Origin of the sequence: Sphingobium xanthum, from assembly GCF_019737615.1 — a bacterium.
GTDB lineage: Bacteria > Pseudomonadota > Alphaproteobacteria > Sphingomonadales > Sphingomonadaceae > Sphingobium > Sphingobium xanthum.
The window spans coordinates 158,575-171,184 of sequence record NZ_JAHKKS010000006.1; the positions used below are offsets into that span (position 1 = coordinate 158,575).

A 12,610-nucleotide genomic window follows, 5' to 3' on the forward strand; every position below is an offset into this window, starting at 1 on the left:
GTCAGGCCGCCGCTCAGGCAAAACTCTGCGCATCGAATGATCCCTTGAGCAGCGAAAGCATGGCGACATAGGGTTCCAGTTCAATGGCGTTCTCGAACTCGATGCCGAACCGTGCGCCGAGCGACCAGATCACCGGTCCATGCAACGCCCCGATGCTCGGCACGTCGACCCCGATGCGCTCCCCGATCCGCACCGATCTGTCGCTCCGGATCATGCAGCCATGCGGCGAGACATTGACGATCAGCGCCGGAGAAGGCGGCAGCGCCGCGCTCCAGATGCGCGATGGGCAATCGATCGCCTCGCGCGGTGCGCGGCGCGATTCCGGCGAAGAAGCAGCTTGCGGCATGACCTGAGACCCCCCGATCCAATGGGAGTGAGTGTCACCCGATTCGATGAACCAGCCATCAACCCGGACGGTTAATGGCGAGCGAAGGCTGTTGCGTTCAGCGCGTCAGCAGCGCGTGCCGCTTCTTGCCGAGGCTGAGCTTGACCGGCGTATCACCCACCGTCACTTCATGCTTTTCGTCGCGGACCGGCTCGTCGTTGATGCGCACGGCACCCTCGGCGATCTTGCGGCGCGCTTCGCCGTTCGACGGAGCAAGGCCGGCCTGGGTCAGCGCCGCGACGATGCCGATGCTCCCGCCAGAGACGGCCACGGTCGGCAAATCGGCCGAGGCGGCTGCGCCTTCCTCGAATGTCTTGCGCGCGGTCTCGGCAGCGGCATCGGCAGCGGCGCGCCCACGGCAGAGCGCGGTCGCCTCATTGGCGAGGACCTTCTTGGCCTCGTTGATCTCGGCGCCTTGCAGCGCTTCGAGCCGGGCGATCTCGTCGAGCGGCAGATCGGTGAACAGGCGCATGAAGCGGCCGACATCGCGGTCGTCCGTATTCCGCCAGAACTGCCAGTAGTCGAAGTGCGAGAGCTGTGCCTCGTTCAGCCAGACCGCGCCGGACATGGTCTTGCCCATCTTGCCGCCGTCGGCCGTGGTGATGAGCGGCGTGGTGACGCCGAACACCTCGGTCCCGTCCACCCGGCGCGAGAGCTCGATGCCATTGACGATATTGCCCCACTGATCCGATCCGCCCATTTGCAGACGGCAGCCCTCGCGGCGCGACAGCTCCAGAAAGTCATAAGCCTGGAGGATCATGTAATTGAACTCGAGGAACGAGAGCGACTGCTCGCGCTCCAGCCGCAGCTTGACCGAGTCGAAGCTCAGCATCCGGTTGACCGAGAAATGCTGGCCATAATCGCGCAAGAACGGGAGATATTCGAGCGCGTCCAGCCACTCGGCATTGTCGAGCATGACAGCGTCGCTCGGTCCGTCGCCGAAGGTCAGGAAATTCTCGAACACGCGCTTGATCGAGGCGATGTTGCCGTTGATCGTCTCGACGGTCATCAGCTTGCGGGCTTCGTCCTTGAAGCTCGGGTCGCCGACCTTGCCGGTGCCGCCGCCCATCAGCACGATCGGCTTGTGGCCGGTCTGCTGGAGCCGGCGCAGCAGCATGATCTGCACCATCGAGCCGACATGCAACGAGGGCGCCGTCGGATCGAAGCCGATATAGCCAGGCACGATCTGCTTCGACGCGAGCGCATCGAGCGCGCTTGCGTCGGTAATCTGGTGTATATAGCCCCGCTCATCGAGCAGGTTCAGCAGGTCGGACTTGTAGTTGGCCATGATCGTCTCTTCGAAAAGCGGAGGGCGCTTAGCATGGGAAACAGACCATGAGTAGAGTTTTGGCCACCTGCGTGCTGCAGAGCCATCCAACGACCCCGTGCCCCGCCATCGCCGCGCTCGGCGCGCAGATCTCGCAAGCGGACGATATGAGCTGGGAGGTGCAGTTCGCGCTGATGGGAAAACCCGGCGATCTGGTCGTTCCCGTGCAGGCGCCGCGCGTCCATACCGACGAGCTTTGGCGCACGACCTGCTTCGAACTGTTCATCGGCCGGGCAGGGGACAGCTATGCCGAACTCAACCTGTCACCATCCGGTGCCTTTGCGGCCTATCATTTCGATCATTATCGCACCGGCATGACGCCGATCCCGCTGCCTGCGCCCGAAATCGACCTCGTGGGAGGCCGCGAGCGCATGACGCTGACGGCCCGTTTCCCCGAGGACAGCCTGCCGTGGGACTATAGCGGCCATCTCGGTCTCTCCGCGGTGATCGAGGAGAAGTCGGGTGCGAAAAGCTATTGGGCGCTGGCGCATCCGCCGGGCAAGCCGGACTTTCATCATCGCGATTGCTTCGCGCTGTCGCTTCCGCCACTGAACGGGGCATGACCTTCAAGACCGGCCTCGACCGCCTCGTCACCGATCCCGACCTGCGCAAGGCCCTCGAGGGGCGTCGCGTCGGCTATCTGGCGCATCCTGCGTCGGTCACGGAGACGTTGGTGCATGGGCTCGACGCTCTGGTCGCGAGCGGGATCAATGTCTCGGCCGTCTATGGCCCGCAGCATGGCGTGCGCGGCGATCTGCAGGACAATATGATGGAGTCGCCGGACTTCATCGACCCGACCTACGGCGTGCCGGTGTTCAGCCTCTATGGCGAAGTGCGCCGCCCGACCGGGCAGATGATGACGGCAGCGGACGTCTTCCTTGTCGATCTTCAGGATCTCGGTTGCCGCATCTACACCTTCGTGACGACGTTGCTCTACATGCTGGAAGCCGCGGCGACGCATGGCAAGACCGTCTGGGTGCTGGACCGGCCCAATCCAGCCGGTCGGCCGATCGAGGGGCTGACCTTGCGCGAAGGCTGGGAGAGCTTCGTGGGCGCCGGGCCGATACCGATGCGGCACGGGCTGACGATGGGCGAGCTGGGGCACTGGTTCATCGATCACTTCCAGCTCGACGTCGATTATCGCGTTATCACCATGGAAGGCTATGAGCCTGCAGCCGGGCCGGGCTTCGGCTGGCCGGCCGAGCGCATCTGGGTCAATCCGAGTCCGAATGCCGCCAATCTCAATATGGCGCGCTGCTATGCCGGCACGGTGATGGTCGAGGGGGCGACCTTGTCCGAGGGTCGGGGGACGACGCGGCCGCTAGAACTGTTCGGCGCGCCCGATATCGATGCACGCGCCGTGATCGCCGAGATGCGCCAACTCGCGCCGCACTGGCTGCAGGGTTGCGTGCTGCGCGACTGCTGGTTCGAGCCGACATTCCACAAGCATGTGAAAACGCTCTGCTCCGGCATTCACATCCATGCCGAGGGTGCGGCCTATGATCATGAGGCGTTCAAGCCATGGCGGCTCCAGTCGCTCGCCTTCAAGGCGATCCGCGCGCTCTATCCGGACTATCCGATCTGGCGCGGCAAGGACTTCAAGTACGAATATACCGATGATGTGCTTGCCATCGACGTGATCAACGGCTCGTCCCTGCTGCGCTTATGGGTCGACGATCCGGGCGCCACGCCGCATGATCTCGACGTCATCACGATGCCCGACGAAGCGGCCTGGGCGGATGAGCGCAGGGCACATCTCATTTACGGATGACGCGCCGCTCCGTATTGATCCCGCTGCTTGCGATCATGGCCGCGATGGCCTGCTTTCAGGTCGGCGCGGCAGCCGCGAAGCAGCTCTACCCGGCGATCGGCGCGATCGGCGCGGCGACCGTGCGCCTGCTGCTGGGCGCGGCGATCCTGCTCGTCATCGTGCGGCCGTGGCGAAGCTGGCCTGCCAATCCGCCACTGCTTGCCTTGCTTGGTCTCGGTGCCTCGATGGCGGCGACCTTGCTGTTCTTCTACCTCGCGATCGATCATCTGCCGCTCGGCGTCGCGCTCTCGATCCAGATCATGGGGCCGTTGCTGGTGGCGGTCTTTTCGTCCAGCCGGCGCAGCGATTATCTGTGGGTGGCGCTGGCGGCCATCGGCATCTGGTGCCTCGTCGACATGGGCGAGGGCGACAAGCCGATTTCGCTGCTCGGGCTGCTCTATGCCGTGATCGCGGCGGCGGGCTGGGCCGGCTACATCCTGTGCGGCCGCGCGGCGGGTACGGCTTTCGGCCACGGCACAGCCGCCGTCTCGGTGACGGTTGCCGCGCTGCTGGTCTTTCCGATCGGCCTCGCCACCACGGGAACAGCCATGTTCGCGCCCGCCTTGCTGCCCTGGGCGCTGGTGGTTGCCTTGCTCTCGGCGGCAATCCCGTTTTCGCTCGAGCTCTATGCGATGCCCAAGGTGCCGGCGCGCACCTTCGCCGTGCTGATGAGCCTCGAACCGGCCTTTGCGATGCTGTCCGGTTTCGCCTTTCTCGGCGAGCGGCTCAGCCCGCTCCAGATTGCGGGCGTGCTGCTCGTGATGGGGGGCAGCGCCGGCACGGTCTGGTCCAGCCGCGAGAGCGCATAGTCCCGGCTACCTTTGCGCCCGAAAACATGGCAAAAGTCCACGCATAGACGGGACTCCGGCGCCAATGGGACGGCGTGGAACAGCTCGCGGGTCGCGACACATGTTGCGGAGACGCTCGAGTGGGAGGATGTCGTCATGACCAGCTACGGAAAACCTCTGTTGATTGGCGCTGCGTGCGCCGCCATCTGCTCCGCCCCGTCGCAGGCGGTGACGCTGCTTGTTTCCAGTTATGACATGCCGAATGGCGATGGCCAGGCGCACAGCGGCAGCTTCAACTATTGGGACCTGAACTACAGTGGCGCGGGCACGACCAATGTGGACGGTGCGTCTCTCAGCGGCGGCACGGGCGACCTGACCGACGGGGTTGTCGCGGGCGATTTCTGGTTCAATCTCGAGAACGTTGCAGGCACCGGCCCCTATGTCGGCTGGCGCGGCGATGTCGGCGTTTCGAACCCGCTGATCACGTTCAATTTCGGCACTGTCGTGGCCGTCAGCAGTATCAGCATCCACATGGACAATTCGCACGCCGGCGGCGTCGGTGCGCCCTCGTCGATCCTGATCGATGGCGTCGTGCAAGCGTTCACGGCGCCTGCCGTCGGCACGATCGGCACCGTGACCATCGGTGGCCTGAACCTGCTCGGGAGTTCGCACACGATCCAGTTCTTTCAGGACAGCAGCTTCGTATGGACCTTCGTGAGCGAAGTGACGTTCGATGGCCGCGTGGTCGGTGGCGCAGTGCCGGAGCCGGCGAGCTGGGCGATGATGATCGCGGGGCTGGGGGTTGTCGGCATTGCGATGCGGCGGCGCAAGATGGCGATCCGTTTCGCCTGACGAGGTTCCTGCCGGGTAGGAACGGGAAGGGCGGTCGTTTCGGCCGCTCTTCCCACTTCAGGCCTTTTCCTCCGGCTTGTGCAGCAGCGAGACCAGCACGAAGCTGATGATCATCAGCAGATACCAGGAGCCGAGCTTGGCGATGGAGACCATTTCCCAGCCGTCCTTCTGGTTGGGATAGGTCCAGGCGCGTGCGAACGTGCCGATATTTTCCGCGAACCAGATGAACAGCGCCACGAGCAGCCAGCCGACGAGCAGCGGCATCGGCCGATGCGCGCGAAACGGACGGAACCAGACGAAGGTGCGCCAGAAGAGCGCGATGGTTACGGCGAACAGGGCGATCCGGATATCGGGCAGCCAGTGATGCGCGAAGAAATTCACGTAGATGGCGATAGCGAGCAGGACGGTCGCCCAGCGCGGCGGATAATATGTGTAACGAAAATCGAAGATGCGCCAGACACGGGCGATGTAACTGCCGACGGCGGCGTACATGAAGCCGGAGAAGAGCGGCACGGCGCCGATGTGAAGCACGCCAGCCTCGGGATATTGCCAGGACCCGACATTGGTCTTGAACAGCTCCATGACGGTGCCGACGACATGGAAGATCGCGATCACTTTCGCCTCGCGCCAGCTCTCCAGCCGGAACAGCAGCATGCCGCCTTGAATGGCGAGCGCGCCGAGCGTCAGAAAGTCATAGCGGGCAAGCAGGGCATCCTTGGGGTAGAAGAAATGCGTGCCGAGCAGCAGGGCAAGCATGAGCGCTCCGAAAAGGCAGGCCCAGCCCTGTTTAAAGCCGAACAGCAGGAATTCGTAGAGCCAGGCGGCGGGACCACGCGTCGGCTGGGCCGCTTCGAGACGGGCGCGGATTCGAGCGAAGCGAGTCGCGCCGTTTATGGCCTTCAGCTCTGGCGCGGCGCGCTCTTCGATCTCCGACATGCCGAGGCACAGCTATCGGCTCGAGCGGAGCGGGACAAGGGCAGCGCACAGCGCTGCCCGGCAGTCTTCTCAATGTTGCGTCTGGCGGACGGCGGCGCGAGCCTTCAGCAGGTCCCACATGCCGCGATGCTGGCCCAGAAGCTGCGTCGCACCGAACTGGATCGCGCGCGAGAGGCGTTCCGGCTCAGGGAGGTCGGCGAGGAGGGCAAGCGTTTCCGCGCGGGTGGGCACGGTGCAGGCCGGCGGCTCGATGCCTAGGCGGATCGCCCCGGCATCCAGGATCGCGCGAATGGCATGCCATTCCAGCACGAGCGTGACGGCTGTGCCGAGAGCGGTGCCGCGCCGGTCGGACTGGGCCAGCATCTCGATCGCATGGCGTTGCTGGGCGATTACCGTGGTGGTCTCGTTGTGGCCGATCGTGCTCGGCAGCGGGCCGACCGCGACGCTCAGCTTGTTGAGATATTGCCGCTCGGCGCCGAACGCCTCGATGGCCTTGAGCAGCCAGCCGCGCGCCGCGACCTCGACGGTGCGGGCGGCGGCATGATCGACGAGTCCTGGCACCTGGCCATGAAGCAGAGTCACGAGGTGGACGAAATCGGCGAAATCGACGAGGTCGCGCACGAACGCCTGGCGATCGCCGCTGATTGCCGGCCGGCAATAGCTATGAGACGCAGACCCGTCCTGATCGACAATGGCCGCGATAAGCGCAGCAAGACTGGGATTGATTGACGACCGGGGGAGCTTGTCCATTGCAAACCTCATCGCGCCATCCGTTACCGGATTAGCGTCGTCCCCGCACCGAAATTAGAGCGCAGGGAGTTAAGAAGCTCTTGACATTGAGCCCCATGCCCCGGTGATTTTCTATCACGATTTGATCGAATTTGGCACAGATTTCGGTGATTTACGCGCTTTTGCGCGGCGGTCGCGGCCCATCGGCAAATCGGCACGGCTCGCCGTGCGGTTCTGCAGGGCTGGCGATGCCGAGAAGGGAGCGAAAGCCCGTTGCCTCGCCGAGGCAACGGACGATCAAGAGGAAGGCGCAGGTCGCTTCCTTGTTTTGCTTATGCGTAAGTAACGCGCGTGCTGCGCTTGGCCGAGCGGAGCGCGCCGCCCAGCAGGCCGAAGCCGCCGACCATGAGCGCCCAGCTCGCAGGTTCCGGTACGCCCGGCGAGGAGACAAACGACAGGGCCAGGCCGCCGACGCCGACCGGCGCCGCGCCGTCGATCGCCGCTTCGAGCGTGTAGAAGCCGGGAGACGGGAAGCCGCCCGTCAGGAAGTCGGCGCCGTAAAGCGATACGGCGAAATCCGGGAAGACGATGTCGAACAGGCCGGCATTGATCGCCGGATAGAACACGATCGCGACCGGCGGCGTCAGCACGGGCGAGCCCGCCAGCGAATAGCTGAAGCTGAAGATGCTCGTCGTCGGGTTGGCGTCGAGCGGATTGGGCACCTCGAACGAGAATTGCGACTGGCTTCCCGCCAGGCTGTAGGGCGTCGTGGGGGTCAGGGCGCCCCAGAAAATCGTTCCCTGAATCAGGGCAGTGGCTTGTGCCTGCGACGCTGCAACGAGACTGATCGCAGTTGCACAAAGCAGCGGAATTTTACGCATGAACATATCGATACTCCCACTTCATCCATCCACAGGAAGGAATATCCTCTCATTATATTTCTGCAGTGCAGCGTAACTCAGGCGTTAACCATAGTCGAATGCAAGGTTTGATGAGGGGGAGGGCGATTGCGTTCCACGAAATCGTAGCGTCAACGGCAGTGTTCTTCCACTTCCGGGGCCGGAGAAGGTCGAAGCAGCTGCATTGCGCACATGCGAAGAGGCCGGGCGTTTCCGCCCGGCCTCTTCATGCAGGTCGATGACAGGCCCCCGACGGGGCCGTGCCATTCACTGGTCGAGGAAGGAACGCATCTTGCGCGAGCGGCTCGGATGCTTGAGCTTGCGCAGCGCCTTCGCCTCGATCTGGCGAATGCGCTCGCGGGTCACGCTGAACTGCTGACCGACTTCTTCGAGTGTATGATCGGTGTTCATGCCGATGCCGAAGCGCATGCGCAGCACGCGCTCCTCGCGCGGGGTGAGCGACGCCAGAACGCGCGTGACCGTCTCCTTGAGATTGGCCTGGATGGCCGCATCCACCGGGATGATCGCGTTCTTGTCCTCGATGAAATCACCAAGGTGGCTGTCTTCCTCGTCGCCGATCGGCGTTTCGAGGGAGATCGGCTCCTTGGCGATCTTCATCACCTTGCGCACCTTCTCCAGCGGCATCGAGAGCCGCTCGGCCATTTCCTCGGGCGTGGGCTCGCGGCCCTGCTCGTGGAGGAACTGGCGACTGGTGCGCACCAGCTTGTTGATCGTCTCGATCATGTGGACCGGGATGCGGATCGTGCGGGCCTGATCCGCGATCGAGCGCGTGATCGCCTGACGAATCCACCAGGTCGCGTAGGTCGAGAACTTGTAGCCGCGGCGATACTCGAACTTGTCGACCGCCTTCATGAGGCCGATATTGCCTTCCTGGATGAGGTCCAGGAACTGCAGGCCGCGGTTCGTGTACTTCTTGGCGATCGAGATCACGAGGCGGAGATTGGCTTCCACCATCTCCTTCTTCGCGATGCGCGCCTCGCGCTCGCCCTTCTGCACCATGTTCACGATGCGGCGGAACTCGGGCAGCGACGTACCCGTCGCCTGAGCGATCTCGGCGACTTCCGAACGGATGCGCTCGACGGCATCGCCCTCGTTATCAGCGAAGGCCGCCCATTTCTTGTCGAGCTTCGCGACCTTCTCCATCCAGCCGTCGTCCAGCTCGCTGCCGACATAATGATCGAGAAAGTCCTTGCGCGGCACCTTGTGGCGCTCGGCCAAGCGCAGCATTTGGCCACCCAGCGTCGTCAAACGACGGTTGAACGCATAGAGCTGATCGACGAGATATTCGATCTTCTGCTGGTGGAACTGGACGCTTTCCACTTCCGCCGTCAGGTCTTCGCGCAGCTTCTGATAGCTGATCTCGTCCTTGGCGGGAAACTCCACGCCATTGCCGAGCGCGACCAGACGGGCCTGCTGGATCTTGCCGAACGCGCTGTAAAGCTGCGTGATATTGGCGAACTTCTCCAGCGCTGCGGGCTTGAGCAGTTCTTCCATCGCGGCGAGCGAAAGCGTGTTGTCTTCCTCGTCTTCCTCTTCCTGGCGCGGCGTGCGACGCTCGACCATCGAGTCCTCATCGTCCTCGTCGGCCTCGGGTTCATCCTTCACCTCGTCCTCGTCCTTGAACGAAGGGCCGGCGGTCTTCTCGCTGATCTCGCCGTCGTCCTCGCCTTCGCCATCTTCCGACAGCGATTCCGGCGCGGGATCCTTTGAGAGCATGGCATCGAGATCGAGAATCTCGCGCAGTTGCATCTCGCCATTGTTGAGCGCGTTCGACCATTCGATGATGGCGTTGAAGGTGGTCGGGCTTTCGCACAGACCCAGGATCATCGTGTCGCGGCCGGCCTCGATGCGCTTGGCGATGGCGATCTCGCCCTCGCGGCTGAGCAGCTCGACGGCGCCCATCTCGCGCAGATACATGCGGACCGGGTCGTCCGTGCGGTCGACCGTTTCCTTCTTCTTCTCGCCGACATTGCCGTCGTCGCCTTCGTCGTTGCTATCGACGGAATCGACCTCGGCTTCCTGTTCGGCTTCACCTTCTTCGCCCTGCTCGTCATTCTCGACGATGTTGACGCCCATCTCGTTGAGCGCCGCCATGACGTCCTCGATCTGGTCGGTGGACATCTGGTCTTCGGGGAGAGCGCTGTTCAGCTCATCGACCGTGATATAGCCGCGCTTCTTCGCGCGGGCGATAAGCTTCTTGATCGAGGCTTCGTTGAGGTCGAGCAGGGGCGCATCGCCGCCTTCGTCCGTCCCGGTCTCGGTTTGATTGATCTTGCTCGCCATGCGTCGCCTTACTCCGGGCCAATGCGTCCCACACGCAAGGCCGATTGTTCATTCATCCAGGGGTTGGGCCAGTTCCGCGACGCGAGCCGCCAGATCCGCCTTGAGCTGGCGCAGGGACTGCTGCCGGGCAAAACCGGCTTCGTCCAGATTCTCCGCCATCGCCCTCGTGACTGCCGCCAGCTCCGAATCGATCCGCGGTATCGCCACGATCACCGCAATTGCCTCGGCCAAGTCGCGCTGTGCGCGGCGCTTGTCGGCCTCGTCCCGGGTGAAAGTGAAATGCAGCGCATCGGCTCGGAGCAACCCCTTCGCCATATTATACAAGTCACGCTCGCCCAATATGGTAAGGAGGCGCTCTGTTTCAACCGTTTCTTCGTGGTCGCTCGCTTCAAGCAGCGCGTCCAGGAAATCGGCGAGTCGGTCGTCGCCCGGCATGAGGCTGGCGAGCGCCTCGCGATGGACCATGATCTCGGTCGGAAAGCGCAGGAGGCCGGCGAGTACGGCCCGCAGCAGCAGCAGGTCACCACCGGTCTCGCGGATGGCTTGGGCGTCCGCCGTCGGCGGTGGAGGAGGCGGCATCCAGCGGCCATTCTTGACCGATCCGCCGGACCGTCGCTGGGCGGGGGCAAAGCCGCTCGGCCGGGCTGGCCTTGCAAAGCGTGCGCTGAACAGTTCCCGCAGATGCTGGCTGTAGTGATAGCGGATTTCGCCATCCGCGATGGTCTTGCACAAATCGTCGAGCCGTTGCCTTAGGCCGGCGCGCTGTTCGGGCGTATCGAGCGGCAGGGCAGCTTCCTCGCTGCGCCAGATGAGCTCGACCAGCGGAATGGCGCCTTCCAGCACCGCCTCGAATGCCCTGACGCCCGAGGCGCGGATGAGATCGTCTGGGTCCTGCCCGGTGGGAAGCGTCGCGAAGGCGAGGCTGTGGCCGGGCTTCAAGAGGGGGAGGGCGCGATGCGCGGCACGCAGGGCGGCGCGCTGACCGGCACTGTCGCCATCGAAGCAGAGCACCGGCGTCTCGACCATCGACCAGAGCCGCTCGATCTGCGCTTCAGTGAGCGCCGTGCCGAGTGGCGCGACCGCTTCCGCAATCCCGGCCTGGGCGATCGCGATGACGTCCATATAGCCCTCGACGACGACGATGCGGCCGGACTTGCGCGCGGCCGGGGCCGCCTTGTCGAGATTGTAGAGCGTGCGCCCCTTGTCGAAGAGCGGGGTCTCCGGCGAGTTCAGATATTTGGGCTCGCCCTGGCCGAGAATGCGTCCGCCGAAAGCGATGACCCGCCCGCGCTGGTCTCTGATCGGGATCATCAGGCGCCCACGGAAGCGATCGTAGCTCTCTCGCGCCGGCTTGCCGGCCTCTTCCTCCGGCTTGATGAGCATGCCGGTCTCCACCAGCATCTCTTCCGGGAAGCTCTTCAGCGCGTCCTTGAGCTTACTGCGGCTGTCCGGCGCGAAGCCGAGGCCGAAGGCGCGGCGCGTCTGGTCGGTAAGCCCGCGCTTTGAGAGATAAGCGCGAGCCTCCCTGCCCTCGATCCCGTCCAACTGCGCCACGAACCAGTCCTGCGACGCGTTTGTCACGTCGTGCAGGGATTGCGCCTTCTCGGCCCGCTTGGCCGCGCGCGGATCGGGCGCGGGCACGTCCATACCCGCCGCTGCCGCCAGCTCCTTGATCGCATCCATGAACGGCAGGCCGCGCTGGTCGGTCATCCAGCGGATCGCATCGCCATGCGCGCCGCAACCGAAGCAGTGATAGAAGCCCTTCTCGTCGTTGATCGTGAAGCTCGGCGTCTTCTCGTTGTGGAAGGGGCAGCAGGCCTTGTACTCGCGCCCGGCCTTCTGGATGCGCGTCGTGTTGCCGATCAGGGCGGAAAGCACCGTCCGGGCGCGCAGCTCATCGAGCCATTGGGGGGTGAGTGTCACTCGAAAACACTCCGGCTGACGGCGGAGGAGAAGGAAAGTTCCCTGAGGAGGGAACGGCGATTCACCCCAAAGCCGCCTTCACCAGCCCGCTCGCCTTGCTCATGTCGAGCACGGTGCCGTGCCGCTCCTTGAGCGTCGCCATCACGCGGCCCATGTCCTTGACCGAGCCGGCGCCAAGCTCCGCCTTGATTGCCTCGATCGCCGCGCGCGTCTCGTCCTCGCTCAACTGCTTCGGCAGGAAGCTCTCGATCACGTCGACCTCGGCCTGCTCCTGCGCGGCCAGTTCGGCGCGGCCGCCGGCCTCGTACATCGAGATCGACTCGCGGCGCTGCTTCACCATCTTCTGCAGCACCTCGACGACGAGCGCGTCGTCCTCCGGAATCTGGCTCGCCGTGCGCAGCTCTATATCGCGGTCCTTGATCTTCGCGAGGATCAGGCGAACGGCCGCAAGCCGGCCTTTATCGCCGCTTTTCATCGCCTCTATCTGGGCAGCCTTTATGCCATCGCGAATCATCACGCCGTCTCCGAGTCACCATGCGGGAAAGGAACGGATATAGGGCCTATTCGGAAATTTTAATAGATTGACCGTGCTGGTTCGAAATCCTAGTGACCCGGCCGTTTAGCCTGCGCGGCGGCGCCGGCCAAAAAGCGAAAAAG

13 protein-coding genes are annotated in these 12,610 nt (G+C 64.0%); 5 read left to right on the top strand and 8 right to left on the bottom strand.

All coding sequences use genetic code 11. From position 1 onward, the window contains the following. Positions 1-13: 13 nt before the first annotated feature. Positions 14-346, bottom strand: a complete 333-nt coding sequence (locus KM135_RS11820; RefSeq protein ID WP_221714223.1) for a PilZ domain-containing protein — start codon at positions 344-346, stop codon at positions 14-16. A gap of 97 nt (positions 347-443) precedes the next feature. After that, positions 444-1,673, bottom strand: a complete 1,230-nt coding sequence (gene tyrS / locus KM135_RS11825) for a tyrosine--tRNA ligase (protein WP_221714224.1) — start codon at positions 1,671-1,673, stop codon at positions 444-446. Positions 1,674-1,720: 47 nt separating this feature from the next. Here tyrS and KM135_RS11830 point away from each other — a divergent pair, with 47 nt between their 5' ends. The 4 genes from KM135_RS11830 to KM135_RS19775 all read left to right on the top strand — a co-directional run bounded on the left by KM135_RS11830 (position 1,721) and on the right by KM135_RS19775 (position 5,162). Then, complete coding sequence (locus KM135_RS11830; protein ID WP_221714225.1) at positions 1,721-2,275, top strand: DOMON-like domain-containing protein; 555 nt, start codon at positions 1,721-1,723, stop codon at positions 2,273-2,275. After that, a complete protein-coding gene (locus tag KM135_RS11835; RefSeq protein ID WP_221714226.1) occupies positions 2,272-3,483 on the top strand; it encodes an exo-beta-N-acetylmuramidase NamZ family protein in 1,212 nt (403 codons plus the stop codon). The genes KM135_RS11830 and KM135_RS11835 overlap by 4 nt, the downstream gene beginning before the upstream one ends. Then, a complete protein-coding gene (locus KM135_RS11840; RefSeq protein WP_221714227.1) occupies positions 3,480-4,331 on the top strand; it encodes an EamA family transporter in 852 nt (283 codons plus the stop codon). The genes KM135_RS11835 and KM135_RS11840 overlap by 4 nt, the downstream gene beginning before the upstream one ends. 135 nt (positions 4,332-4,466) lie before the next feature. Continuing rightward, complete coding sequence (locus KM135_RS19775) at positions 4,467-5,162, top strand: PEPxxWA-CTERM sorting domain-containing protein (RefSeq protein WP_246605997.1); 696 nt, start codon at positions 4,467-4,469, stop codon at positions 5,160-5,162. Between the two features lie 57 nt (positions 5,163-5,219). Here KM135_RS19775 and KM135_RS11850 read toward each other — a convergent pair whose 3' ends face one another. Both KM135_RS11850 and KM135_RS11855 read right to left on the bottom strand, forming a co-directional pair. Continuing rightward, complete coding sequence (locus KM135_RS11850) at positions 5,220-6,098, bottom strand: DUF817 domain-containing protein (RefSeq protein WP_221714228.1); 879 nt, start codon at positions 6,096-6,098, stop codon at positions 5,220-5,222. 69 nt (positions 6,099-6,167) lie between these two features. Next, entirely contained in the window at positions 6,168-6,848 is a 681-nt protein-coding gene (locus KM135_RS11855; protein ID WP_246605999.1) for a DUF6975 family protein, read from the bottom strand. A gap of 103 nt (positions 6,849-6,951) precedes the next feature. On the opposite strand from KM135_RS11855, the gene KM135_RS11860 reads away from it, so the two are divergent. Next, on the top strand, positions 6,952-7,173 hold the full coding sequence (locus tag KM135_RS11860; protein WP_221714230.1) for a hypothetical protein: 222 nt from the start codon (positions 6,952-6,954) through the stop codon (positions 7,171-7,173). Here KM135_RS11860 and KM135_RS11865 read toward each other — a convergent pair. The 4 genes from KM135_RS11865 to KM135_RS11880 all read right to left on the bottom strand — a co-directional run bounded on the left by KM135_RS11865 (position 7,160) and on the right by KM135_RS11880 (position 12,467). Further along, the gene (locus KM135_RS11865) at positions 7,160-7,714 is read right to left on the bottom strand and encodes a PEPxxWA-CTERM sorting domain-containing protein (RefSeq protein WP_221714231.1); all 555 of its coding nucleotides are present in this window, start codon (positions 7,712-7,714) and stop codon (positions 7,160-7,162) included. The two genes, KM135_RS11860 and KM135_RS11865, sit on opposite strands and share 14 nt — an antisense overlap. A 279-nt stretch (positions 7,715-7,993) precedes the next feature. Further along, complete coding sequence (gene rpoD / locus KM135_RS11870; protein WP_221714232.1) at positions 7,994-10,030, bottom strand: RNA polymerase sigma factor RpoD; 2,037 nt, start codon at positions 10,028-10,030, stop codon at positions 7,994-7,996. 48 nt (positions 10,031-10,078) lie between these two features. Next, positions 10,079-11,953, bottom strand: coding sequence for a DNA primase (gene dnaG / locus KM135_RS11875; RefSeq protein WP_221714233.1), 1,875 nt, complete (start codon positions 11,951-11,953; stop codon positions 10,079-10,081). A 61-nt stretch (positions 11,954-12,014) separates the two neighbouring features. After that, the gene (locus KM135_RS11880; RefSeq protein ID WP_221714298.1) at positions 12,015-12,467 is read right to left on the bottom strand and encodes a GatB/YqeY domain-containing protein; all 453 of its coding nucleotides are present in this window, start codon (positions 12,465-12,467) and stop codon (positions 12,015-12,017) included. Positions 12,468-12,610 lie beyond the last annotated feature (143 nt).

Coding starts and splice junctions, on each gene's coding strand:
- KM135_RS11820 (WP_221714223.1), bottom strand. CDS start 346: ATGCCGCAAGCTGCTTCTTCGCCGGAATCGCGCCGCGCACCGCGCGAG.
- tyrS (WP_221714224.1), bottom strand. CDS start 1,673: ATGGCCAACTACAAGTCCGACCTGCTGAACCTGCTCGATGAGCGGGGC.
- KM135_RS11830 (WP_221714225.1), top strand. CDS start 1,721: ATGAGTAGAGTTTTGGCCACCTGCGTGCTGCAGAGCCATCCAACGACC.
- KM135_RS11835 (WP_221714226.1), top strand. CDS start 2,272: ATGACCTTCAAGACCGGCCTCGACCGCCTCGTCACCGATCCCGACCTG.
- KM135_RS11840 (WP_221714227.1), top strand. CDS start 3,480: ATGACGCGCCGCTCCGTATTGATCCCGCTGCTTGCGATCATGGCCGCG.
- KM135_RS19775 (WP_246605997.1), top strand. CDS start 4,467: ATGACCAGCTACGGAAAACCTCTGTTGATTGGCGCTGCGTGCGCCGCC.
- KM135_RS11850 (WP_221714228.1), bottom strand. CDS start 6,098: ATGTCGGAGATCGAAGAGCGCGCCGCGCCAGAGCTGAAGGCCATAAAC.
- KM135_RS11855 (WP_246605999.1), bottom strand. CDS start 6,848: ATGGACAAGCTCCCCCGGTCGTCAATCAATCCCAGTCTTGCTGCGCTT.
- KM135_RS11865 (WP_221714231.1), bottom strand. CDS start 7,714: ATGTTCATGCGTAAAATTCCGCTGCTTTGTGCAACTGCGATCAGTCTC.
- rpoD (WP_221714232.1), bottom strand. CDS start 10,030: ATGGCGAGCAAGATCAATCAAACCGAGACCGGGACGGACGAAGGCGGC.
- KM135_RS11880 (WP_221714298.1), bottom strand. CDS start 12,467: ATGATTCGCGATGGCATAAAGGCTGCCCAGATAGAGGCGATGAAAAGC.